Genomic DNA, 20,564 nt, shown 5'->3' with positions numbered 1-20,564 from the left:
TGCTATCAAGCGTGGACACCCCCATATGATAAAAGTGACCCACAAGAGGCCATATATATCGTGTGATACAGACAGGTTTTATTTCGGATATTATTCAAATCTCGACTGTTATTGCCATCCCGAAGATATGCATAAAGTGTTGTCGCTACTGATGAAGCAATTACCGGGGTCGGAACTCTTTTTATTGAAAAATGAACGAATAGTTGGCCTCTCTAAAGTTGGCACCCGTGACGGCAAACTAGCCCAACTATCAGATTTTACCCCTGACAATACCCTGCCCAGTTAACGTTTTTTCTCGCGCCTGTTATTGGCGCGAGATTCGGTGTCCATCAGTGGCAGTTTTACCACCAAGATGCTGACAGGTCTGTTTGTGCTAGGGTGACGCCAATTACGGCCATTATCTGGATATAGGCTAACAGACCTTTAGCGGCGAGGTCGTCAAGAGCGAGAAGACATTAAGTACGAGCCGTGTGGGTAGGTTAACGATGACCATGCAGTACCGTGGGCACAGCAAAGGAATAGCTATATGAATAAGAGATCAGCGCCGCAGCAGTCGGCGTCGACAGAGCATGACACACAACCGTTGAACGACAGCCGGTATGAAGATTTGCCACGCAGTGAGTTCCTGCAATTACCCCAAGAGGAGCAAGACCGGCTCAATAAGCTACGTCAGCAGCGGGTGCGTGAGGCGCCCACCCTCTATGAGTGGGATATTAAGGTAGCGACCGTGTATGCCATGGGGTGGCTCGTTGTCATTATTCCCTGCGGTATAATGGTGCTGATTGGCTTGGTGGCACACTGGTATGAGTCTGACCAATGGTATGGTTTTTTTTTCATGGCATTGATTTTTGCGCCATTTATCCGCTACCTCTGGTTGGCCGACAAACAGTACCATTATCGACTCACCACCGAGGGTTTAGTTACCACCTATCATGATGCGATTCCGGATGCCGCCTACGCGGTAGTGCGGGGGCTGGCTTGGTTTGGGGTAGTGGTTTGTATTGTCGGGGTGGCCTTTTTAGGCCCGGCAGCGCTGGTTGGTGCAGGTGGAATGGCTCTGGGGGCATTTTTCTTTACTGGTTTTAAAAATGTAGAAACCACCTCAATAAGTGCTATCAAGCGTGGACACCCCCATATGATAAAAGTGACCCACAAGAGGCCATATATATCGTGTGATACAGACAGGTTTTATTTCGGATATTATTCAAATCTCGACTGTTATTGTCATCCCGAAGATATGCATAAAGTGTTGTCGCTACTGATGAAGCAATTACCGGGGTCGGAACTCTTTTTATTGAAAAATGAACGAATAGTTGGCCTCTCTAAAGTTGGCACCCGTGACGGCGAACCAGTCCAATTGTCAGATTTTGCCCCTGAGAATCCCCTGCCCAGTTAACGTTTTTTCTCGCGCCTGTTACTGGCGCTAATTACGACCATTATCTGGATGCAGGCTAACAGACCTTTAGCGGCGAGGTCGTCAAGGGTGAGAAGACATTAAGTACGAGCTGTGTGGGTAGGTTAACGATGACCGTGCAGTCGGTGGGCACAGCAAAGGGATAACTAAATGAATAAGAAAGCAACGGTGCAGCCGTCGGCGTCAACAGAACAAGCGCCCCCCCCATTGGACGACAGCCGGTATGAAGACCTGCCGCGCAGTGAGTTCCTGCAATTACCCAAAGAGGAGCAAGACCGGCTCTATCAGTTGCGTCAGCAGCGGGTGCGGGAGGCGCCCACGCTTTATGAGTGGGATATTCAGGTGGCGACTGTGTATGGCATGGGGTGGATCATGGTCCTTATTCCGTGCGGGATTACGGCTCTAGTTGGGTTGGTGACACGCTGGTATGGATTTGAACAATGGTATTATTTTCTCATCATAGTGATGATTTTTGGGCCATTTATGCGCTATCTCTGGTTGGCCGACAAACAGTACCACTATCGGCTCACCACAGAGGGGCTGGTCACCACTTATCATGATGCGATTCCGGATGCAGCCTACGCGGTAGTGCGGGGGCTGGCTTGGTTTGGAGTGGTGGTTTGTATTGTCGGCGTGGCGTTGTTAGGCCCGGCCGCCTTGGTCGGCGCGGGTGGTTTTGCCGTGATGGCATTTTTCTTCACCGGTTTTAAAAATATAGAGACAACTTACGAGAGTTCTATAAAGAATGGGCATCGTCATTTGATTAAGGTAACGCGGAATCGTCCATTTATTGCCTGCCAATCGGATGTACGAACAATGGGCTTACGCGCAAGCATTCGTCTTCATTGCCCATTGGATAAGATGCACACCATCTTATCATTACTGATGACGCAGTTACCTGATTCTGAAATCCGTGTATTTAAAAATGAGCGCGTGTTAGATGGCGTACCATTTGCGTCATTTGAGTCAGGCGAACCTGCCCAACTGTCAGATTTCGCCCCTGAGAATACCCATGCCGTCTAACGCTTTCTTTCGCGCCTGTTATTGGCGTGAGATTCGGTGTCATCAGTGGCAGCTTTGCCACCAAGATGCTAACAGGCCTTATAGCGGCAAGATCGTCAAGAGTGAGAAGACATTAAGTACGAGCTGTGTGGATAGGTTAACGATGACCGTGCAGTCCGTGGGCACAGCAAAGGAATAGCTATATGAATAAGAGAGCAGCGCCGCTGCAGTTGGCGTCGACAGAGCAAGAGACAAAACTGTTGGACGACAGTCGGTATGAAGACCTGCCGCGCACTGAGTACCTGCAATTACCCCAAGAGGAGCAAAGCCGGCTCAATATGCTACGTCAGCAGCGGGTGCGTGAGGCGCCCACGCTTTATGAGTGGGATATTCGGGTGGCGACTGTCTATGGTCTATTTTGGTTAACCTTCCTGATCCCGTGTGGTTGCTTAGCACTTATAGGGTGCTATTTGCTATCTGGCGATACTAGCTTGGGTATAGGGTTAATTATCATGGCTTCAATTATGTGCTTATCTGCTCGTTACCTCTGGTTTGCAGACAAACAGTACCATTATCGGCTCACCTCCGAGGGTTTAGTTACCACCTATCATGACGCGATTCCGGATGCAGCTTACGCGGTAGTGCGGGGGCTGGCTTGGTTTGGGGTTGTGGTTTGTATTGTCGGGGTGGCCTTTTTAGGCCCAGCAGCGCTGATTGGTGCAGGCGGAATGGCTCTGGGGGCATTTTTCTTTACTGGTTTTAAAAATGTAGAGACTACTTACGAGAGTCCTATAAAAAATGGGCATCGTCATTTGATTAAGGTAACGCGGAATCGTCCATTTATTGCCTGCCAATCGGATGTACGAACAATGGGGGTACGTGCAAGTATCCGTCTTCATTGCCCATTGGATAAGATACACATTATCTTGTCATTGCTGATGACGCAGTTACCTGATTCTGAAATCCGTGTATTTAAAAATGAGCGCGTGTTAGATGGTGTACCATTTGCGTCATTTGAGTCAGGCGAACCTGCCCAACTGGTAGATTTTGCCCCTGACAATAACCAGCCTAGTTGAATAAAGCGTGGACACTTAACAATAATGGCGCGGTAGTTAACTTCCGACTATATAGGTGGTTTTTCTGCTGCATCCATGTTTAGTTTAGATCGGTTTTTAACCATCTATCTCTATTGTTGCTGTTGCCGCGGTGTCTGGCGTGCCTTCTCTGAATGATAAAAGAGTGGTTGGCGATGATGCCTATTTAGAGAACAACGCGATGATTGAATCAGAATAAAAGTTGTATATACCTTCAAAATACAAAAAGCCCCGATAGCGTTGCTATCGAGGCTTTTATATTTTCTGTATCAATTACATAAAGCGAGCCGGTTATATAGCGATAGCCATTACAGGCTGTAGTACATTTCAAACTCAAGTGGGTGAGTTGTACGTGCTACGCGCTCAGCTTCTGCTGTTTTCAGTACGATATAAGATTGGATGAAATCTTCACTGAACACGCCGCCTTTAGTCAGGAACTCATGGTCAGCTTGCAGATTTTCAAGGGCGTTTTCTAATGACGTTGCCACTTGTGGGATTTCAGCCGCTTCTTCTGGAGGCAGATCGTACAGATCTTTGTCCATCGCTTCACCTGGGTGGATCTTGTTTTGGATACCGTCAAGACCCGCCATTAGTAGCGCTGCGAAACCTAAGTATGGGTTTGCATGTGGATCAGGGAAACGTGCTTCGATACGACGGCCTTTAGGGCTTGGTACCACTGGAATACGGATTGATGCAGAGCGGTTACGGGCAGAGTAGGCCAACATAACAGGTGCTTCAAAGTGTGGCACTAAACGCTTGTAAGAGTTCGTGCTTGGGTTAGTGAAAGCGTTCAGCGCGCGAGCGTGCTTGATGATACCACCTATGTAGTACAGAGCCGTTTCACTTAAACCTGCGTATTTGTCGCCAGCGAACAAGTTAACACCGTCTTTCGCCAGAGATTGGTGAACGTGCATGCCGCTACCGTTGTCACCAACGATGGGTTTAGGCATGAAAGTCGCAGTCTTGCCATAAGCGTGTGCCATGTTGTGCACTACGTACTTCAGAATTTGGATTTCATCCGCTTTCTTAGTCAAGGTGTTGAAGCGAGTGGCGATTTCGTTTTGACCTGCAGTCGCCACTTCGTGGTGATGCGCTTCAACCACTTGGCCCATTTCTTCGAGCACTAAACACATAGCGCTACGTAGGTCTTGTGATGAGTCAACCGGTGCAACTGGGAAGTAACCGCCTTTAACAAATGGACGGTGACCTGTGTTGCCGCCTTCGTAGCTAGTGCCTGAGTTCCAAGCCGCTTCTTTAGCGTCGATCTTAACGAAACAACCTGACATGTCAGTACCGAAACGGACATCGTCAAATAGGAAGAATTCTGGTTCTGGTCCAATCAATACAGTATCAGCGATACCAGTAGAGATCAGGTAAGCTTCTGCTTTTTTAGCAATTGAGCGTGGGTCACGGTCGTAACCTGTCATAGTACCGGGTTCAAGAATGTCACAACGGATCAGCGCTGTGGTTTCTTCGGTGAAAGGATCCAGTACAAATGTCGTTGGATCTGGCATCAGTACCATGTCTGATTCGTTAATGCCCTTCCAACCTGCGATAGAAGAACCGTCAAACATTTTGCCGTCTTCGAAGAAATCAGCATCTACCTGATGAGAAGGAATAGATACGTGCTGCTCTTTACCTTTAGTGTCGGTAAAACGTAAATCAACGAACTTAACTTCTAATTCTTCAAGTTGCTTTAAAACTGATTCAACTGACATTCTCAAGCCTCCGGTAGGGTAAAGGGATGCCCCTTCTATAATCTTTTAACTCAAGAGATTTATCTTGAGCCAAACTTACGAGCTATAAAGCGATATCCATGCCAATAATTTAACTTACTGATTAACATGGTTTAAAATCTTTGTTGCACTTAATTGGATTCGCGTGTGCACCATAATGGTGCTTTTGTCTGTGGCATTTTGGTGCATTACTCCATTTTGGTGCGCACTGAATTGATTCATGCAAACCTTAAGCTGGGATGCACAGCGATAACATGCACCGCTTATATGGCACTGAGATGGCAATGACGCTTTGGCTTTCACAGTATAAGTAAGTACTGCCTCACTGAAGCTCGCACATACTTGCAGCACAGAACGGGACTATTTACCACCGCATAACCGCCGCATAATTGTCATAAAACCACGCTAGTCTGTCCAACTATGCCACGCATTATCAATCCAATAGTGGTTTATTATCATATTATTAGGAAAGAGTTCGTTCTCATGTGCGAAATGTCTTTGCTGTTCACAGACCAAGTGAAATCAGTGATGCGTAAAAAGGTATCCCGTGACAATGAAGTGAGTCTTAATGTCATCGGATGTAAACGCCAACATGAACGTTAGATTAAGTGTGCCGCAGAATTTATTGCAGTGTGTTCACGTGGTAATTTCTCTGTATCTAAGTCGATTTTGCTGATGCTTAAATCGACATTAGCAGTGCTAACATTGAATACGAAAAATAGCAAATTCAGCTGCTTAACTCGGATTTTTCCTATGAATATGGCAATTAAACAGAGCGTTAACTCTGGCTACAGAGGATTTCATTCAGTGGATGATTGGCGGAAATTACCCAAGGATTGGCGGATTGTTTTATAAGTGTTCAAAAATAATCCTGTGCGCCAAGGCCGCTCTGGAGTAGAATGGCACGCTTTTTATTGTGGCGGATCGAGCTCGATCGCCATAACGAATTACTGAAATATCCCTATTTTTGTTTGATGGTAAGAGGTTTATCCGTGCTAGAGAATTTACGTAACATCGCCATTATTGCACACGTTGACCATGGCAAAACGACCCTGGTAGACAAGTTGCTGTCACAGTCAGGCACCCTTGCAACCCGAGGAGAAGCCACTGAGCGGGTGATGGACTCCAACGATCTTGAAAAGGAACGTGGGATCACGATTCTGGCAAAGAATACTGCCATCAAGTGGAACGACTACCGTATTAACATCGTTGATACCCCAGGCCACGCCGATTTCGGTGGTGAGGTTGAGCGTGTTCTGTCTATGGTTGACTCAGTATTATTGCTGGTTGATGCCGTTGATGGTCCAATGCCACAAACTCGCTTCGTAACGAAGAAAGCGTTTGCTCAAGGCCTAAAGCCAATCGTTGTTATCAACAAAATTGACCGTCCAGGTGCACGCCCAGATTGGGTTATTGACCAAGTATTCGACCTGTTCGATAACTTAGGTGCAACTGACGAGCAGCTAGATTTCCCAATCGTTTACGCTTCTGCGTTAAACGGTTTTGCAACTTTAGATCCGGATGTAGCGAGCGATGATATGACGCCGCTGTTCCAAACTATCGTTGAAAAAGTATCTTTCCCAGATGCTGACGCCGAAGGCGCGTTCCAGATGCAAATTTCGCAAATCGACTACAACTCATACGTGGGTGTTATCGGTATCGGCCGCATCAAGCGTGGTAGCGTTAAAACGAACCAACAAGTGACTATTATTGGCGCTGATGGCAAAACTCGTAACGGTAAAATGGGCCAAGTATTAGGTTACATGGGTCTAGACCGTACTGAAGTTGAAATTGCTAACGCTGGCGACATCGTTGCTATCACTGGTTTAGGCGAGCTGAAAATTTCTGACACTATCTGTGCCGTTGGTGCAGTAGAAGCTATGCCACCTTTGACTGTTGATGAACCTACTCTGACCATGACTTTCCAAGTTAATACTTCACCTTTTGCAGGTAAAGAAGGTAAGTATGTGACTTCACGTAACATTCTGGAGCGTCTGCAAACAGAATTAGTCCACAACGTAGCACTGCGTGTTGAAGAAACAGAAAGTCCAGATCGCTTCCGTGTATCTGGCCGTGGTGAATTGCATTTATCAATCTTGATTGAAAACATGCGTCGTGAAGGTTACGAGTTAGCCGTATCACGTCCAGAAGTTATTCTGAAAACTATCGACGGTGAACTGTGTGAACCATTTGAAACCTTGACTGTTGACGTTGAAGAAGAAGATCAAGGCACAGTAATCGAGAAATTAGGTACCCGTAAAGCTGAAATGAAAGACATGCAGCTTGATGGTAAAGGTCGTGTACGTATCGACTTCATCATCCCAAGCCGTGGTTTAATCGGTTTCCAAACTGAGTTTATGACAGCGACTTCTGGTACTGGTCTAATTTATCACTCATTCGACCATTACGGTCCGCACAAAGGTGGCGATATCGGTCAACGCGCTAACGGCGTATTGATTTCTAACGCAACGGGTAAGGCATTGACCTTCGCACTGTTCGGTCTGCAAGATCGCGGTCGTCTCTTTATCGGCCATGCCGCTGAAGTATACGAAGGCCAAGTGGTTGGTATTCACGCTCGCTCAAACGATCTGACTGTTAACTGTTTGAAAGGTAAGCAGCTGACCAACATGCGTGCTTCTGGTACTGACGAAGCCCAAGTGTTGACTACTCCAATCACAATGACACTTGAGCAAGCGCTTGAGTTCATCGATGATGATGAATTAGTTGAAGTAACGCCTAAGAACATTCGTGTTCGTAAGAGACACTTGACTGAAAACGATCGTAAGCGCTTTAACCGCGGTTAATGCCAGTCTGTTAATTCAGGTGACACGCCCTTAAGGTGAGTCAATCGGTTTAAAAAGCCCTGCATAGGAAACTGTGCAGGGCTTTTTGTTGGGATAAATTGAGTAATGGGTATTAGTAGTCCTCATCTATCACCCGTATGCAATTGCGGCCAGCGGATTTTGCGCGGTAGAGGGCGGCGTCCGCTTGGCGAACGAGTTCTAAAGCATTTTGTTTGTTAGAGGGTTGCAGATAGGCGACGCCTGCGCTCACTGTCACAATCCCAAGGTCGGTATTTGCATGCGGAATGGCAATGGCTTGGATCAGCTGATGTATATGCTGCGCTGTATCGAGTACCGTTTGTTTGTCGACATTCGGTAATAGAATGACAAATTCTTCGCCCCCGTAGCGAGCGACTAATTCGCCCGCTCTGCGACCGGACTGGGACAGTGTACTCGCTAATTGTTTAAGGCAATCGTCTCCGGCGAGGTGGCCATAGTGATCGTTAAATTGTTTAAAGTGGTCAATATCGAGCATGATGAGGGCCAGTGAGGAATTGCTCCTTTGTCCTCGGCTCCACTCCGTTTGTAACATCATGTCAAATAGGCGGCGGTTGCCGATATTGGTTAAACCATCGGTATTGCTGAGTATTTCGAGTTGCCTATTGGCTTCTGCCAGCTCACAGGTTCGTGCCTTAATCATGGATTCAAGTTCGACATTACGCTCTTCTAATCGGGCTATAGGGTAAATCTCCCCTTTGTGGGCTAAGCCGTAGGGGATGGATATGCCACTGTGGGCAATCATCCAGTCTTTGTGTTCTAAACGAAATATCAATACTAGCCGTGCCGTTTCGCGGGAAAACATAGGATTAGGGATGGGTAAGTGGATATGGAAAAAGGCAGTCACCACCACGAGGTTATCGGCAAGATCTTGTAAGGAGAGATCTAACATTTCGATATGGATCCGCTCAGGCACTTGTGCAAAGTCCTGCCGAGTGATCCGCACCCATTCTTCCCTGCTGGTGACAAGCTGGTCGCTGCTCCCTGCATAGCCGCTAAAGTTCTCACTAAAGCGACGAGTTAGCCTGTCATCACGGGAGGCATACATCTCAATATATTCGTCAAATAACGAATGGATCAATTGCTGTCGGTTGGGTCGCATAGGTTAGCTCCGTTGGGGAACATAAAACCATTTTCCTAATATCCGTATAGGAATATTATCTGCGATAAAGTCTAGCTGTTGCCTGATTGTAATCAATTTTATGACGTATATATTAAAAATACTGCAGAGAGTGATGTAAGCCATTATCTGCAGTATGGTCTGTGAGACAAAATTGTTTTGTATTCACTTAATGTATCATTTAGCCCAAGTATTATTTAACACAGCCTGTTGGGATAGTTGGAATTCAAGTTTTAGTTGTTCTGCATATTTAGGAGCATCATTTTGAGTAAAATCTGCACTATCACTCTCTGATATGATTTTATCTCCCGCAATTAAAAACGAACCTGAGTTAGTAAATGCGCCTAGTAAGTCCCCTTTTACGACTATGCTGTAGGGTTTTCGGTCTCTGTAAAGTGATCGTCCAACAGATGCGAACTCGTTATTAAAACCGAGTAAATCAAAAGCTGTAGGTAAAATATCTAGTTGGCTTGCAAGTATTTTATGCCGTTTAGGGGTTATGTTTTGCCCTGGACGGTAAATCCATAACGGAATATGGAATGCACTTTCTAAGCCCGGCGTTTTCGTATTGAACAAGGTATGATCTGCTAAAATCATGAAAGTCGTATTTTCGTACCAGTCCTGCTTTGAAGCTTCTGTAAAAAATGCTTTAAGAGCTTCATCTGTATATCTAACAGTGTTCAAAAAATCTGTAAATGTATCTTGGCCATACGGATAAACCTGTAAGTGCTTCGGTGTTTCTACGTATGGCATGTGGGTGGTGCCTGTAAATGAAAAACTGATAAAAGGTTTGTCACTTTTATTGGCCAGTTCGAGTGTTTTCATTAGCATTTCATAGTCCCAACCAAATTGAGCGCCATCGGGATCGGGATAATCTGTGCGGGTAATGGGGATATCACTGCGACCTAAATATTGCTGAAAACCCGCATAGTTAGCGATGGAATCTAGGCGAATGGAATCGCGTTTTGAGCTTTGCAGCATTTGGGTTTGGTAGCCGTGTGATTGGGCGATATTACCGATTTTTGTGAGTCGTGATAATTCGAGACCACCACCAATATAGCCTACACTTTCTAGGGGCGGTAGGCCGAATAAGCTGGCTTGAACCCCTAAATTACTGCGCTGACCGACGGCGTAAAAATTGTCATATACTTCTGCTTTTTTAGATAATTCATCTAAAAATGGTGTGACTTTATAATCTGATCCGGATAAGCCATCGACATAGGCGTAGCTCAATGCTTCAACTAAAATAATGACTAAATTACGGCCATTGGGGCTATTTTCAGGGAATTGACTGAGAAATGGATATTGATACGCTTCATCTTCAGTTTTGTTCAGATGGGCTGCAAGCTGTTCTGCGTTGAAATATTTGTAATCTGTGCGTTGGTAGCTCTGTGCTGTTCCTTTGGCCCCCGTGTAAATGCCATTTAATATCAAATTAGCTTGCTGCTCATTTTGACTATCATAGGCATCGATAATTCCTAATGGCTTACCGTGTAAGTCCAATCCGCGCATGCACAGGATCAATAAGGGTAATGCGAGTAAAAATGTACCACATTGAGCTAGAAATGATTTATGCGGTTTGGCGACATAGAAAAGGGTACGCCATTTTTTTAGCCAAAAAAGGATGGCTGAAATAACTAATACTAAGCTAAATATGGTCAGAGCAAGATGATCTTTGACTAGAAACGGAATAATAAATGATGTCTCTGTCATGAGTAGAGGCAGATCATTAAATGTGTGTCTGTTTACTACCCCAAAATAGATGAAATCACCCATCAGTGCGATGGTCGATAGCATCAGCATAACTAGACCTAGTTGCAGTCCAGTTCCTTTTATCATTGAGGCAATTCGGCCCTTTGCTGGGGTTAATATGAGTAAGGTCGGCAATAGCAGCACATAGCTTGCTGTCATTAGATCAAATCTAACTGAAGTGAACAGTATCGTCATGACATCGATACTTCCCGCAAAATAATCGTGATACGCAATGTAATTGGCTAAGCGGAAACAGGCGAGAATGAATAACATTGAGACATAAAGAAACAACACACTGCGAAATTGACTTAACTTCATACGATTAATTTGATCATCAGACATTGAGAAATGGCGCATAATAGCACAGCAGTCGTCACGAGTTCAAAATCAGGCAAAGCTTGTTGGTATTGCTTAGCAGGGGTTGCTGATGAGAGGTTACTGGATTGCGTTAGCTGAGTGTGTCACTGGACGGCACGTGAGGTCTTTTCTGGATAGCATTACTTGGCAGTGGCTTTATTGCTGACGCTTATCATCGTTGTGGTGCGGCCGAGGACGTCGGGATACTCGATAGGACTTAGAGCCCTATCGAGTGAGTAGTCAAGCTTATGACTTAGCTTTATCTGCCAATTTTACCGCATTGACACTTTCACCTTTGAAGCTGATAGTCACATTTTTCTGAGCGACTTCATTATCTTTCAGCAAAGTCTTAGTGGTTTCTGCCAGCATTGGAGAAGCTGCATTTAACGCACTAAGATCATAGGCCCAAACTTCTAGATCCGCTTCATTATAAGTGCTAGCAGGCGCACCTAATTTTTCTGTGATTGTTTGCTTGGTTGAGCCTTCTTTAATGCCGAATGTATTTTTAATCGCTTCATTCGTTGCGCTGTCTAACGCATTGGTTGCCGTATCATTCACTGTGTCAGTGACAGATTGAGTTGCTGATTTAACGATTGAATCGAATGGGCCAGCATAAGCAAATAATGGTAGAGCAGTAAGAGCGATCAATAATGATTTTTTCACACAATAATTCCTTTGGTTAATACATTCCTTTATTAAATGCGCGCGAATTAGACCAGTAATTAGATTTTGTGTCAATTAAGCATCTGTTCTATATGATTTTATTTTAATCCTTTCAGATTATTCCTACTAAGTGGGTCAACCTTTAGTTGTACCTAAAGGTTTCCATTTTGAGGTTTTCTAGTCTTATCTGCTGCTGTTCTTCAATTTCGTTAGTGTTTTATTCCATCGCAATTGGATCCCGTCATATGTGTCATTTTAGGTGTTCTAGTGATGTCGCGTGTTCTAGTGCCCAATTCTATTAATCACTTGGATCAATTCCATGCGGATGTTGTCTGGTGTTTGGCTATGCCAGAAACCTGCTAAGTAAGCGCCCAGCGGTAGGATAAATAATGCGATAAGCACTAATGCGAGCAATCCCTTATGACCGAGTCTGTGGCCGGATTTCAGTCCAAGGCCGAGGGCGGCGGATTTAGGGCAAGCTGCGACACAGCGCATGCAGGCTTGGCACTCGTCACTGCGAACCGTGGTTTTAGTGTGCACTATAATGTTTGCTGGGCAAGCGCGGGTGCACTTGTCACATTTCATTCCTTTCGCTTCGATAAGACAGTGCTGGGTATTGCGGCGAATTTTTAATGGGCTTGCAAAGCTTAAGATCCCAAGCATAGCGCCATAGGGACACAAGTAACGGCAGAATCCCTGACGACGCCATGCCGCTAAAGCGAGGATCAGCGCAAATACCAGTAGCGTGATTAGGCTGGGTGTTAGGAAGAACAATGCCATCTTCAAGTCGGCAATCTTATGATAATTACCTTCAAGATAATGGGGGATGGATTGTGCTGGCATACCAATGACTATGTAGCAAAGTGCTAGGAGTAATAGATATTTCAACATTCGCAGTGGCCAATCTAGCCAAGCGGGTGGTGTAAGCTCTGATTTAATAAAGCGTTTTCTAAAGGAATACAGGTATTCCCCTGCCAAACCTAATGGGCAAGCCCAACCGCAAAATGCCCGCTTGCAGAGTAAACCTGTGAGTAATACCGCCGCTAGCATGACTGCTGCCGCAGGATGGGTTTGATCCCACAAATTGAGGCTGATAATGGCCTTAAGCTCAATGCCACCCGCAATCGGTAAAAAGGCATCGACTACGTCTGGGCGCATTAGCCAAGGTGTGATTCCTTGCTTAAGCAGTACGGTATTGATTGTGTATTGTATGGCAACCAGCAAGAGCGATAGCGCTAAGACATGTTGAGTCCCTTCACGAAGGGTATTGATTTTAATTTCACCCTTGAGTGCATCAGGCGCAAATTTATGCCCAAGTAGCATCAGTGGTAGTGCAATAAGAAGCCCGAGAGCCAGTGGCCAATAAAGACTCATTGCCACCGCACCGATACTGAGCAACAGTGTGGCGACCGCGCCCCATTTCTGGCCGCTCCAATAGCTGAGGGAGGCGAGATACATGAGTGCCAACATCAGCGTGAGTGATTCGATAAAAGTCATAGTGATGAATACAGCTAATAAGTTACAAGTACAGGCTCTGAGTGGTGAACTGAGGATAAGTTTTTGAGTAATAAGTGAAATTGTGCGTCAGATCTAAGATTCGCGCTATCAATCAATTAAAGCGCGCCATAGCTCACAAAGCTAAGTGTTTTAGTCTTGCACAAATAAAGTATGGCTTGCAGGGACATAGGGCGAGGTCACACAAAGAATAAAAAGCCCCAGCAATTTAGCTTGCTAGGGCTTAGGAATTCAGTGGGGCATTTGGATTAATTTTTTGATTTTTCGAGTGCTTCGATAAATTTGCTCGATTCGTTAATCGAGGTGTTCATCTCTTTAATCAGGGCCGAAATATCGGTTTGCAGACTCGCAAATTCGCTTTTAATCGCACCAATGGCTTGGGCGTTCAAGTTATGCTTGAGATACAGCATATTATCTTTCATGGCGGTGAGTATCGGCGGCATTTTTGACTCGGCACGGCGCATACTTTTGATCAATTGTTCATAGGCGCGGCGCGTTTCTTTGAGTTTAGCTTCACTGTTGCGGCGTAGATTAGCTTTACTGATCTCGCTAATTTCATTTTGCCACTCATCGAACAGTGCTTCGGCTACATCTTCGACTTTATTGATGCGGTTGCTGACGTTGTCGGCGGCACTTTGAGCCGATTCGTATTCATCTTTGGCTCTGCTATAGGCTTTTTCTAAGTTGCCATCACTGTAATTGAGCAGTGCTTGCATTTCTTCTAGGGCAGAGCTGAACTCTTTTTGAGCATCCTGTTGGGATTTTTTCGCATCTTTAACTCTGTCGACCATAATATCGCGTTTATGGTAACCGACCTTTTCCATTGCGCCGTAGTAGGCACTCTGGCAACCACTAAGCAGGAGACTTGTGGCAATCAGCCCTGAAGCTATCAGTCTTTTCATTGGGTGTTCCGTCGCTGAATGAAATTAATTAATCGGCTTTAAATCGCGCCGCATCGATAATGCTCCACAGATGAAAGATAGCACCTATTACCGCGGGCACAATCAGCCACCAGAGGGCATAACCCACCACTGTGATAATGAAAAATAACAGTGCGGCCATTATTCTGCCTTGCAATAATTGGCCTAGCCCAGGAAAAAATAGGCTAGCAATAGCGGAAATAACGTTACCTGCAGATCCTTGTTGAGACATCAATTCACTCCTTAGACTTGTAAATTAAGTGTTTATTGTACGAAGATAACGAGTCTATACCAACAGAATCAAGAGAAACCCGTGACTAAGAAGATAGAACTGGCACAAATTCGCGCCTTATTCCTCGGGATCTGGCAATTCCTGCTGCATTTGAGACGGCGTTTAGTTGAAGATCAAATCAATATCCGCGCCGGACATTTAGCCTATGTCACACTGTTGTCACTCGTGCCTATGGTGGCGGTGACTATGTCTATGCTGTCAGCTTTTCCGGTATTTAAGGGGATACGTGGACAGATAGAAGGTTTCGTTTATCAGAATTTTTTACCCGCCGCTGGCGACACAGTGCAAGTGTATATCAATGAGTTTGTGGCCAACGCGTCTAAGGGGACGGCTGTTGGGATTGCGGCCTTGGTCGTGGTTGCCATTTTGCTGATTTCCGCCATTGATAAATCGCTCAATAACATTTGGCGTACTAAAGAGAAGCGTTCAGTGGTGGTGGCATTTTCTATGTATTGGATGGTCATCACTTTGGGCCCAGTTTTGGTGGGGGCCAGTTTGGTCGCCACTTCCTACGTGGTGTCATTGAAGGTCTTTGACGGTCAGTTGTCGGGTGTGGTGCCCGTGTTTCTTGAGCGTTTACCTATGCTTTTCTCTGTGGCGGCATTTTTGTTGTTGTATATGGTGGTGCCTAATCAAAAAGTGAAGTTTCTACATGCACTATTAGGGGCGATTGTTGCCGCAATCTTGTTTGAGTTAGGCAAAAAAGCCTTTGCTTTGTATGTCACTCAGTTTCCGAGTTATGAAGCGATTTATGGTGCTTTAGCCGTGATCCCCATTATCTTTGTCTGGGTGTATTTATCGTGGATGATAGTATTACTCGGCGCGGAAATTACCGCCGCTATGCCTGAGTATTTAGATTATGAGTCGAGCTCAGATGATGACGAAACCGCTCTGAATGCTAAGCCCCTAGAAAATGCCTCTCAAGATAATTCCGCTGCGGTGTTAACTTCGGCTGAGGTGACGGCACTCAAGGCGGTGGCTAAATCTGAATGACCCCATTAGAGGATTATTAATGGCGATGACACTGAATGCCTGAATCCTTCCCATCTTTTATCCGTCGCGACTGGTTTAACGTTGGCAATGGTCAGCAATTGCATCTGGCGCAATACGGTAATCCACAAGGTATCCCGCTGCTGTATTTGCACGGCGGTCCAGGAGCGGGTTGTGATATCGGTGATTTAGCTTTATTTAATGGCGATCAATATTGGATTTTGCTTTTAGATCAACGCGGTTCTGGACAATCTTTACCCTTTGGCGATTTAGTCAACAACCATCTCACTGGTTTGATTAGCGATATTGAGGCGATTCGCCTCGCATTGGGTATTGAGCGTTGGTGTTTAGCAGGTGGCTCTTTTGGGGCCACATTAGGCTTAATTTACAGCGGATTATTCCCAGAGCGGGTGATTGCACAGGTACTGTGGGCGTTATTTATTCCATCCAAAGAAGGTCTCGACTGGCTCTATGGCGCTGACGGCGCTGCAAAATTGCAACCTGCTGCTTATCGACTCTTCAATGACATTTTTCCGGTTCAGTTATCGCTGACTGAATTACTGGATTCATATCATCTAGGTTTGGCATCGGCCGATGAAAATGTGCGATACCATTTTGCGCGGCGTTGGGTACAGTGGGAGTTGCAGCTTGCGGGGGCGAGGTTAGTGCTACCAAGGCTGTTACCCGAATCCGTATTAGCATTAGCCAATATCGAGTTACACTTTGCTCGACATAATTACTTCAATGCCATGAATGTGTTACAGCGCGTGACGCCCAGAGTGAAGGCGCGTAGTGTGTTATTGCAAGGAATGCAGGATGCGATTTGCCCAGCGGCGCTATTGCGCGATTTTGTGGCTGGGTTGGAGCATGCTATTACAATTCAATCTGTTGTCGATGGCGGACATATGCTCAATAGTGAGTCTTTGTTTTTGGCGGTTACAGCAGAAATCCATGCTATGTGGTCGTGGATACATCAAAGGGAAATACAATGAAAACATTGCTCATCAGTGCCAGTTTACTCGGATTAACCGCCTGTGCCGCTACGGCGCCCCCGCAAACCAGCGCGATTGACCCAGTGGTGGCTCAGGAGAACGTGAGTGCACCCGTCGCGCCCAAAGTAGTTGAACTGGGTGGACTAACCAATGAAGCTGCCGCTGAGCGCTTGTATCAAGCGTTGATTAACTCAAATTATCTCGCCACCCAAGTTGCGCCGACGAAAGTCGCGGTGCAGTTTGGCAATAACCAATTCTTGCTTGAGCCGAGTATCAATTCGGCGGGCATTGACCGTATTTTAATGAATCGCTTCTATGCTGTGCACCCGCAATTGCAGGCCAGCCAAGAGTTGCCTGCCGTGATTGGCACCTTGAATCAGAAGCTTAATTTTGCCAAGTTTGTGTTGTTGGACCAAGGCGCAGTGATCCAAGTGCAAGGTACAGTGACCTTTGCCGACCGTATTGAAATAGAAGAGTTACGTCGTTTTATGCTGTGGACGAATGGCGGCTTGGCGCAAGTCGTACAATCTTTGCCTGATGGCGTAGAGCAATATATCCGCCCGCTCCCGCTAATGCCGCAAATGGTTCCCGTTAAGCCTTAATCTAAAAGGAAAAGTTGTGATTGCGTTAATTCAAAGAGTGAGTCGCGCCAGTGTAGTGGTTGATAACCAAACCCTAGGTGAAATCAATAAAGGATTGTTGGTTCTGCTCGGTGTCGAGCAAGAAGATACCCGCGAGAAGATGGAAAAGTTGGCGACTAAAGTCATGAGTTATCGCGTTTTTTCTGATGAAAATGGCAAGATGAATCTCAATCTAGAACAAGTCGGTGGGTCTTTATTAGTCGTGTCACAATTTACCTTGGCCGCTGATACAGGCCGAGGCTTGAGGCCGAGTTTTTCAGGGGCGGGTACGCCGGATCAAGCCTTAGGCTTGTATGAAGAGTTTGTCGCATTTTGCCGCGCTAAGGGCGTTCATACAGAAACCGGACAGTTCGGCGCCGATATGCAAGTGTCCTTAGTCAATGATGGCCCAGTGACCTTTAATCTGCAGGTGTAGCTTCTATCGTGATGTTTATCTAGGGGTCTAGGTGATGGGGTGCTAGGCATAATCAATGTCGCTTGTACCAAGGGAGTATTAAGGGAATGCACATGGATCAATTACTCATTAAATTACGCCAGACTTGGCACAGTACGATCCCCGTTAGCGAGTTTATGCAGATAGTGCCACTCGATTACAGCGAGGGAGAATTTCGAGTCACAGCGCCGATGATGCCCAATATTAATCTGCATCAGACCATGTTTGCGGGCAGCATTTATACCTTGATGACCTTAACAGGCTGGGGTGCCGTGTGGCTAAATCAGCAGTTAGTGGGCGTGGCGGGTGATATTGTGCTCGCCGATGCCCATATTCGTTATCTTGCTCCTGTGACTTGTGAGCCTGTGGTAAAAGTACAATGGCCAGATGTGGATCTCAGCCCGTTACAAAGGGGGCGCAGAGTTAAGGTGAAGCTGGAAGTGCAATTGTATTGTATGGATTCATTGTGTGCGGTTTTTGAAGGCCTGTATGTTAGTACGTCGAAAGTATGAATGCGTCGAAAGCAACTTAGTGTATCTGTACGTCGAAGGTGATGTATAACCTTTCTAAAAAATCGAAGCTAATCTCAGATTTTATCCGCTTTATTTCTTTTTTATGGGCTAATACACTAGCGTCATAGAGTTGAGATATTCCATCTGACTCTGAGTCATTTACCTATTTTCGGAGCAGATTATGTCTAAAGTCTTAATTTTAAAATCAAGCATTCTTGGCGGTTATTCACAATCTGCCGTGTTAATTGACCACTTAGCGAGCCACTGGGAAAACCAAGGCGCCGCTATTACAGTACGTGATTTAGGCGGTAAAGACGTACTGCCTATGGTAGACGGTGAAATCGCTTCTGGGTTACGCGGTGGTGCAGAATTATCGGCACGTCAGCAAGAAATGCTCGCCTTATCAGATACCTTAGTCGCTGAATTAAAAGCGAACGATACGATTGTTATCGCTGCACCTATGTACAACTTTACGATTCCGGTTCAACTTAAAAACTGGATCGATTTTGTCGCCCGTGCCGGTGTGACTTTTACTTACACTGAAACAGGTCCAAAAGGATTAGTGGAAGGTAAACGCGCTGTGTTAGTGACGACCCGTGGCGGCGCTCACAAAGATGGCCCAACGGATCACGTTGTACCTTACTTGAAAACGGTTTTAGGCTTTATGGGTATCACCAATGTTGAAGTGGTTTACGCCGAAGCGCTGAACATGGGTCCTGAAGCACACGACAAAGGCATGGGCGAAGCGAAACACAGTATCGATCAGCTGAAAGCTTAATTGTCCCATTGATTAGCTGAGTCATTTGATTTAGCTGAATAAATAATGCCAGCCCTTAATAGGCTGGCATTTTTGTATGTCCATTTCAGCTAAGCACGCTTTGCTTAAGTGGCTAGGTTTGAGCAACTAGACTCGAGCGGCTAGGTTTAAGTGGCACGCTAAGCTGTTTATTCGCAAAGGCTGCAGCCTTTGGCGAGGGTGCTAGTCTCAACATAACGCACCTTAGTGCTGGCTTGGTCGCGATTACGACTGATGCTAAAGCGTGTATGGCGCTCAGTTTCAAGCGGCTTTTCAGCAGTGTTACCCTGTGTGGCTTCAAACTGTAACGCTTTGGCATGATTTGTTTTATGCATACACCACCTCGTAGATATTTAAGTCATCACAATGTACAGACTGGCCTGATTAGCGCCGCACAACCAAGGCTTAAATTAGCTCGGCTGGCAGCAGACTAAATCTTTAAGCGAACCGCCATTTACCACGCAGCTAAAGCCATTGGCCTTGAGAATGTCGCAGCCTTTTTGCGCTCGAATACCCGCGCCACAATAGAGCACGAAGGGATGCTGTTTATTGTCGACTTGGTGTAACCATTGGTCGAGCGTTGGCAATGGCACATTAATGGCTTGGGGCAAATGACCTGAGGCAAATTCCTCTGGTGAACGCACATCAATCACCCGTGCGCCTTGCTCAATCAATTGCCAACATTTTTCGCCTGAGTGGCTGCCGGATAACTTAGCCAGTAAAGATTGAAACATAGCATTGCTCCTACCATTAGAAAATTTTAAATAAGTTTATTCTAATGAATGGGCGAGTGCAAGCGCTGCAGATTATCGGTAGTAATGGTTTGGTCTTTGGCGTTGTTGGTACTCGAACTCTGCATTACTGGCGTTAGATAAGCTGCTACAAGCTAAATTCATTGCCTCGTTGATAGTGAATGATGTCGTGGAAGACCACGGCTTGCTCGTTGAGATTTCGATAGCCATGGGGTTTGTCGGCCGCAAATCGCACCGCTTCACCTTGCTTGAGCGTTTGCCACTGGCCATCGACTAACACTTCCATAGTACCGCTCAAGACAATGACATGCTCAGTGACACCCGTTTCATAGGGCTCAGAAAGGCGCTCATAGTTTGGCAGCAGCGTGAGCTCAAACATCTCGAAACCGAAGCGGTCTTCAAAAGGGAAGAGTGAGGCGACTAGCATGCCGTCGGTGGCGGGTTGTTGGCGTAACTCGTCGGGCTTACGGAATACTGCGCCTTGGCTCTGGGGTGTGGGTTCGAGAAAGGTCGACAGCGAGATATTGAATCCACTGGCTATTTTCCACAGCGTCGCAATGGTTGGGCTTGATTCACCGCGCTCGATTTGTCCTATCATGGCCTTACTCACGCCCGTCTCTTGGGCGGCTTTATCTAAACTCCATCCCTTTTGGTTGCGAAGTGCTTTAAGCGTGGTGGCGAGATAGCTGTTTATCGTTTGCACAATGGCCCCATCATTTTTATAAAAATTTAGTTTGTACGTT

The 20,564-nt window shown here is 45.9% G+C and carries 20 protein-coding genes and 1 pseudogene; 11 read left to right on the top strand and 10 right to left on the bottom strand.

The window, feature by feature from the left end; translation table 11 throughout:
• The 4 genes and pseudogenes from L5L97_RS12055 to L5L97_RS12040 form a co-directional block, all read left to right on the top strand.
• Positions 1-286 (top strand): annotated as a pseudogene (locus L5L97_RS12055) (hypothetical protein); the annotation flags it as partial.
• 240 nt (positions 287-526) lie between these two features.
• Entirely contained in the window at positions 527-1,396 is an 870-nt protein-coding gene (locus L5L97_RS12050; RefSeq protein WP_263140800.1) for a hypothetical protein, read from the top strand.
• 168 nt (positions 1,397-1,564) lie between these two features.
• Positions 1,565-2,437: a hypothetical protein gene (locus tag L5L97_RS12045; protein WP_263182139.1), complete on the top strand. Its 873-nt coding sequence runs from the start codon at positions 1,565-1,567 to the stop codon at positions 2,435-2,437.
• A 182-nt stretch (positions 2,438-2,619) separates the two neighbouring features.
• Complete coding sequence (locus L5L97_RS12040) at positions 2,620-3,492, top strand: hypothetical protein (protein WP_263182138.1); 873 nt, start codon at positions 2,620-2,622, stop codon at positions 3,490-3,492.
• 326 nt (positions 3,493-3,818) lie between these two features.
• Here L5L97_RS12040 and glnA read toward each other — a convergent pair whose 3' ends face one another.
• A complete protein-coding gene (gene glnA / locus L5L97_RS12035) occupies positions 3,819-5,228 on the bottom strand; it encodes a glutamate--ammonia ligase (RefSeq protein WP_113941334.1) in 1,410 nt (469 codons plus the stop codon).
• Positions 5,229-6,238: 1,010 nt separating this feature from the next.
• Between glnA and typA the strand changes: the two genes are divergently transcribed.
• Complete coding sequence (gene typA, locus L5L97_RS12030; RefSeq protein WP_105251119.1) at positions 6,239-8,050, top strand: translational GTPase TypA; 1,812 nt, start codon at positions 6,239-6,241, stop codon at positions 8,048-8,050.
• 112 nt (positions 8,051-8,162) lie between these two features.
• Here the strand turns inward: typA and L5L97_RS12025 are convergent, their stop codons facing one another.
• From L5L97_RS12025 to L5L97_RS12000, 6 genes are all read right to left on the bottom strand, one after another.
• Positions 8,163-9,188 carry a GGDEF domain-containing protein gene (locus tag L5L97_RS12025; protein ID WP_263182136.1) on the bottom strand — a complete coding sequence of 342 codons (1,026 nt, stop codon included), beginning with the start codon at positions 9,186-9,188 and terminating at the stop codon, positions 8,163-8,165.
• A gap of 195 nt (positions 9,189-9,383) precedes the next feature.
• Positions 9,384-11,300 carry an LTA synthase family protein gene (locus tag L5L97_RS12020; RefSeq protein WP_263182135.1) on the bottom strand — a complete coding sequence of 639 codons (1,917 nt, stop codon included), beginning with the start codon at positions 11,298-11,300 and terminating at the stop codon, positions 9,384-9,386.
• Positions 11,301-11,561: 261 nt separating this feature from the next.
• Positions 11,562-11,978 carry a hypothetical protein gene (locus L5L97_RS12015; protein ID WP_105251122.1) on the bottom strand — a complete coding sequence of 139 codons (417 nt, stop codon included), beginning with the start codon at positions 11,976-11,978 and terminating at the stop codon, positions 11,562-11,564.
• A gap of 282 nt (positions 11,979-12,260) precedes the next feature.
• On the bottom strand, positions 12,261-13,475 hold the full coding sequence (locus L5L97_RS12010) for a 4Fe-4S binding protein (protein ID WP_105251123.1): 1,215 nt from the start codon (positions 13,473-13,475) through the stop codon (positions 12,261-12,263).
• Positions 13,476-13,741: 266 nt separating this feature from the next.
• Positions 13,742-14,395, bottom strand: coding sequence for a DUF2959 domain-containing protein (locus tag L5L97_RS12005; protein ID WP_105251124.1), 654 nt, complete (start codon positions 14,393-14,395; stop codon positions 13,742-13,744).
• A 28-nt stretch (positions 14,396-14,423) separates the two neighbouring features.
• A complete protein-coding gene (locus L5L97_RS12000; RefSeq protein ID WP_006079786.1) occupies positions 14,424-14,645 on the bottom strand; it encodes a hypothetical protein in 222 nt (73 codons plus the stop codon).
• An 81-nt stretch (positions 14,646-14,726) separates the two neighbouring features.
• On the opposite strand from L5L97_RS12000, the gene L5L97_RS11995 reads away from it, so the two are divergent.
• The 6 genes from L5L97_RS11995 (at position 14,727) to azoR (ending at position 19,051) form a co-directional block, all read left to right on the top strand.
• Positions 14,727-15,698 (top strand): virulence factor BrkB family protein, encoded by a 972-nt coding sequence (locus L5L97_RS11995; protein WP_263182134.1) that lies wholly within the window; start codon positions 14,727-14,729, stop codon positions 15,696-15,698.
• A gap of 35 nt (positions 15,699-15,733) precedes the next feature.
• Entirely contained in the window at positions 15,734-16,687 is a 954-nt protein-coding gene (locus tag L5L97_RS11990) for an alpha/beta fold hydrolase (protein WP_263182133.1), read from the top strand.
• On the top strand, positions 16,684-17,289 hold the full coding sequence (locus L5L97_RS11985; RefSeq protein ID WP_263182131.1) for a hypothetical protein: 606 nt from the start codon (positions 16,684-16,686) through the stop codon (positions 17,287-17,289). Before L5L97_RS11990 ends, L5L97_RS11985 begins: the two co-directional genes overlap by 4 nt.
• A 16-nt stretch (positions 17,290-17,305) precedes the next feature.
• Complete coding sequence (gene dtd / locus L5L97_RS11980) at positions 17,306-17,743, top strand: D-aminoacyl-tRNA deacylase (protein ID WP_113941328.1); 438 nt, start codon at positions 17,306-17,308, stop codon at positions 17,741-17,743.
• Between the two features lie 92 nt (positions 17,744-17,835).
• Positions 17,836-18,273: a thioesterase domain-containing protein gene (locus L5L97_RS11975; RefSeq protein WP_263182129.1), complete on the top strand. Its 438-nt coding sequence runs from the start codon at positions 17,836-17,838 to the stop codon at positions 18,271-18,273.
• 181 nt (positions 18,274-18,454) lie between these two features.
• A complete protein-coding gene (gene azoR / locus L5L97_RS11970; protein ID WP_113941326.1) occupies positions 18,455-19,051 on the top strand; it encodes an FMN-dependent NADH-azoreductase in 597 nt (198 codons plus the stop codon).
• Between the two features lie 167 nt (positions 19,052-19,218).
• Here azoR and L5L97_RS11965 read toward each other — a convergent pair whose 3' ends face one another.
• The 3 genes from L5L97_RS11965 to L5L97_RS11955 all read right to left on the bottom strand — a co-directional run bounded on the left by L5L97_RS11965 (position 19,219) and on the right by L5L97_RS11955 (position 20,524).
• Positions 19,219-19,404, bottom strand: coding sequence for a hypothetical protein (locus L5L97_RS11965; protein WP_263182127.1), 186 nt, complete (start codon positions 19,402-19,404; stop codon positions 19,219-19,221).
• 75 nt (positions 19,405-19,479) lie between these two features.
• A complete protein-coding gene (locus L5L97_RS11960; protein ID WP_105251132.1) occupies positions 19,480-19,803 on the bottom strand; it encodes a rhodanese-like domain-containing protein in 324 nt (107 codons plus the stop codon).
• Between the two features lie 145 nt (positions 19,804-19,948).
• Complete coding sequence (locus tag L5L97_RS11955; RefSeq protein WP_263182125.1) at positions 19,949-20,524, bottom strand: helix-turn-helix domain-containing protein; 576 nt, start codon at positions 20,522-20,524, stop codon at positions 19,949-19,951.
• Positions 20,525-20,564: the final 40 nt, after the last annotated feature.

It is taken from the genome of Shewanella sp. SM71 (assembly GCF_025653905.1).
GTDB classification, from domain to species: domain Bacteria; phylum Pseudomonadota; class Gammaproteobacteria; order Enterobacterales; family Shewanellaceae; genus Shewanella; species Shewanella oncorhynchi.
This window is presented reverse-complemented; position numbering and strand designations above follow the sequence as displayed.

What these genes read in the sequence shown, in the direction of transcription:
- L5L97_RS12050 (WP_263140800.1), top strand. Translation starts at nt 527, where the DNA reads ATGAATAAGAGATCAGCGCCGCAGCAGTCGGCGTCGACAGAGCATGAC.
- L5L97_RS12045 (WP_263182139.1), top strand. Translation starts at nt 1,565, where the DNA reads ATGAATAAGAAAGCAACGGTGCAGCCGTCGGCGTCAACAGAACAAGCG.
- L5L97_RS12040 (WP_263182138.1), top strand. Translation starts at nt 2,620, where the DNA reads ATGAATAAGAGAGCAGCGCCGCTGCAGTTGGCGTCGACAGAGCAAGAG.
- glnA (WP_113941334.1), bottom strand. Translation starts at nt 5,228, where the DNA reads ATGTCAGTTGAATCAGTTTTAAAGCAACTTGAAGAATTAGAAGTTAAG.
- L5L97_RS12025 (WP_263182136.1), bottom strand. Translation starts at nt 9,188, where the DNA reads ATGCGACCCAACCGACAGCAATTGATCCATTCGTTATTTGACGAATAT.
- L5L97_RS12020 (WP_263182135.1), bottom strand. Translation starts at nt 11,300, where the DNA reads ATGTCTGATGATCAAATTAATCGTATGAAGTTAAGTCAATTTCGCAGT.
- L5L97_RS12010 (WP_105251123.1), bottom strand. Translation starts at nt 13,475, where the DNA reads ATGACTTTTATCGAATCACTCACGCTGATGTTGGCACTCATGTATCTC.
- L5L97_RS12005 (WP_105251124.1), bottom strand. Translation starts at nt 14,395, where the DNA reads ATGAAAAGACTGATAGCTTCAGGGCTGATTGCCACAAGTCTCCTGCTT.
- L5L97_RS12000 (WP_006079786.1), bottom strand. Translation starts at nt 14,645, where the DNA reads ATGTCTCAACAAGGATCTGCAGGTAACGTTATTTCCGCTATTGCTAGC.
- L5L97_RS11990 (WP_263182133.1), top strand. Translation starts at nt 15,734, where the DNA reads ATGCCTGAATCCTTCCCATCTTTTATCCGTCGCGACTGGTTTAACGTT.
- L5L97_RS11985 (WP_263182131.1), top strand. Translation starts at nt 16,684, where the DNA reads ATGAAAACATTGCTCATCAGTGCCAGTTTACTCGGATTAACCGCCTGT.
- L5L97_RS11975 (WP_263182129.1), top strand. Translation starts at nt 17,836, where the DNA reads ATGGATCAATTACTCATTAAATTACGCCAGACTTGGCACAGTACGATC.
- azoR (WP_113941326.1), top strand. Translation starts at nt 18,455, where the DNA reads ATGTCTAAAGTCTTAATTTTAAAATCAAGCATTCTTGGCGGTTATTCA.
- L5L97_RS11965 (WP_263182127.1), bottom strand. Translation starts at nt 19,404, where the DNA reads ATGCATAAAACAAATCATGCCAAAGCGTTACAGTTTGAAGCCACACAG.
- L5L97_RS11960 (WP_105251132.1), bottom strand. Translation starts at nt 19,803, where the DNA reads ATGTTTCAATCTTTACTGGCTAAGTTATCCGGCAGCCACTCAGGCGAA.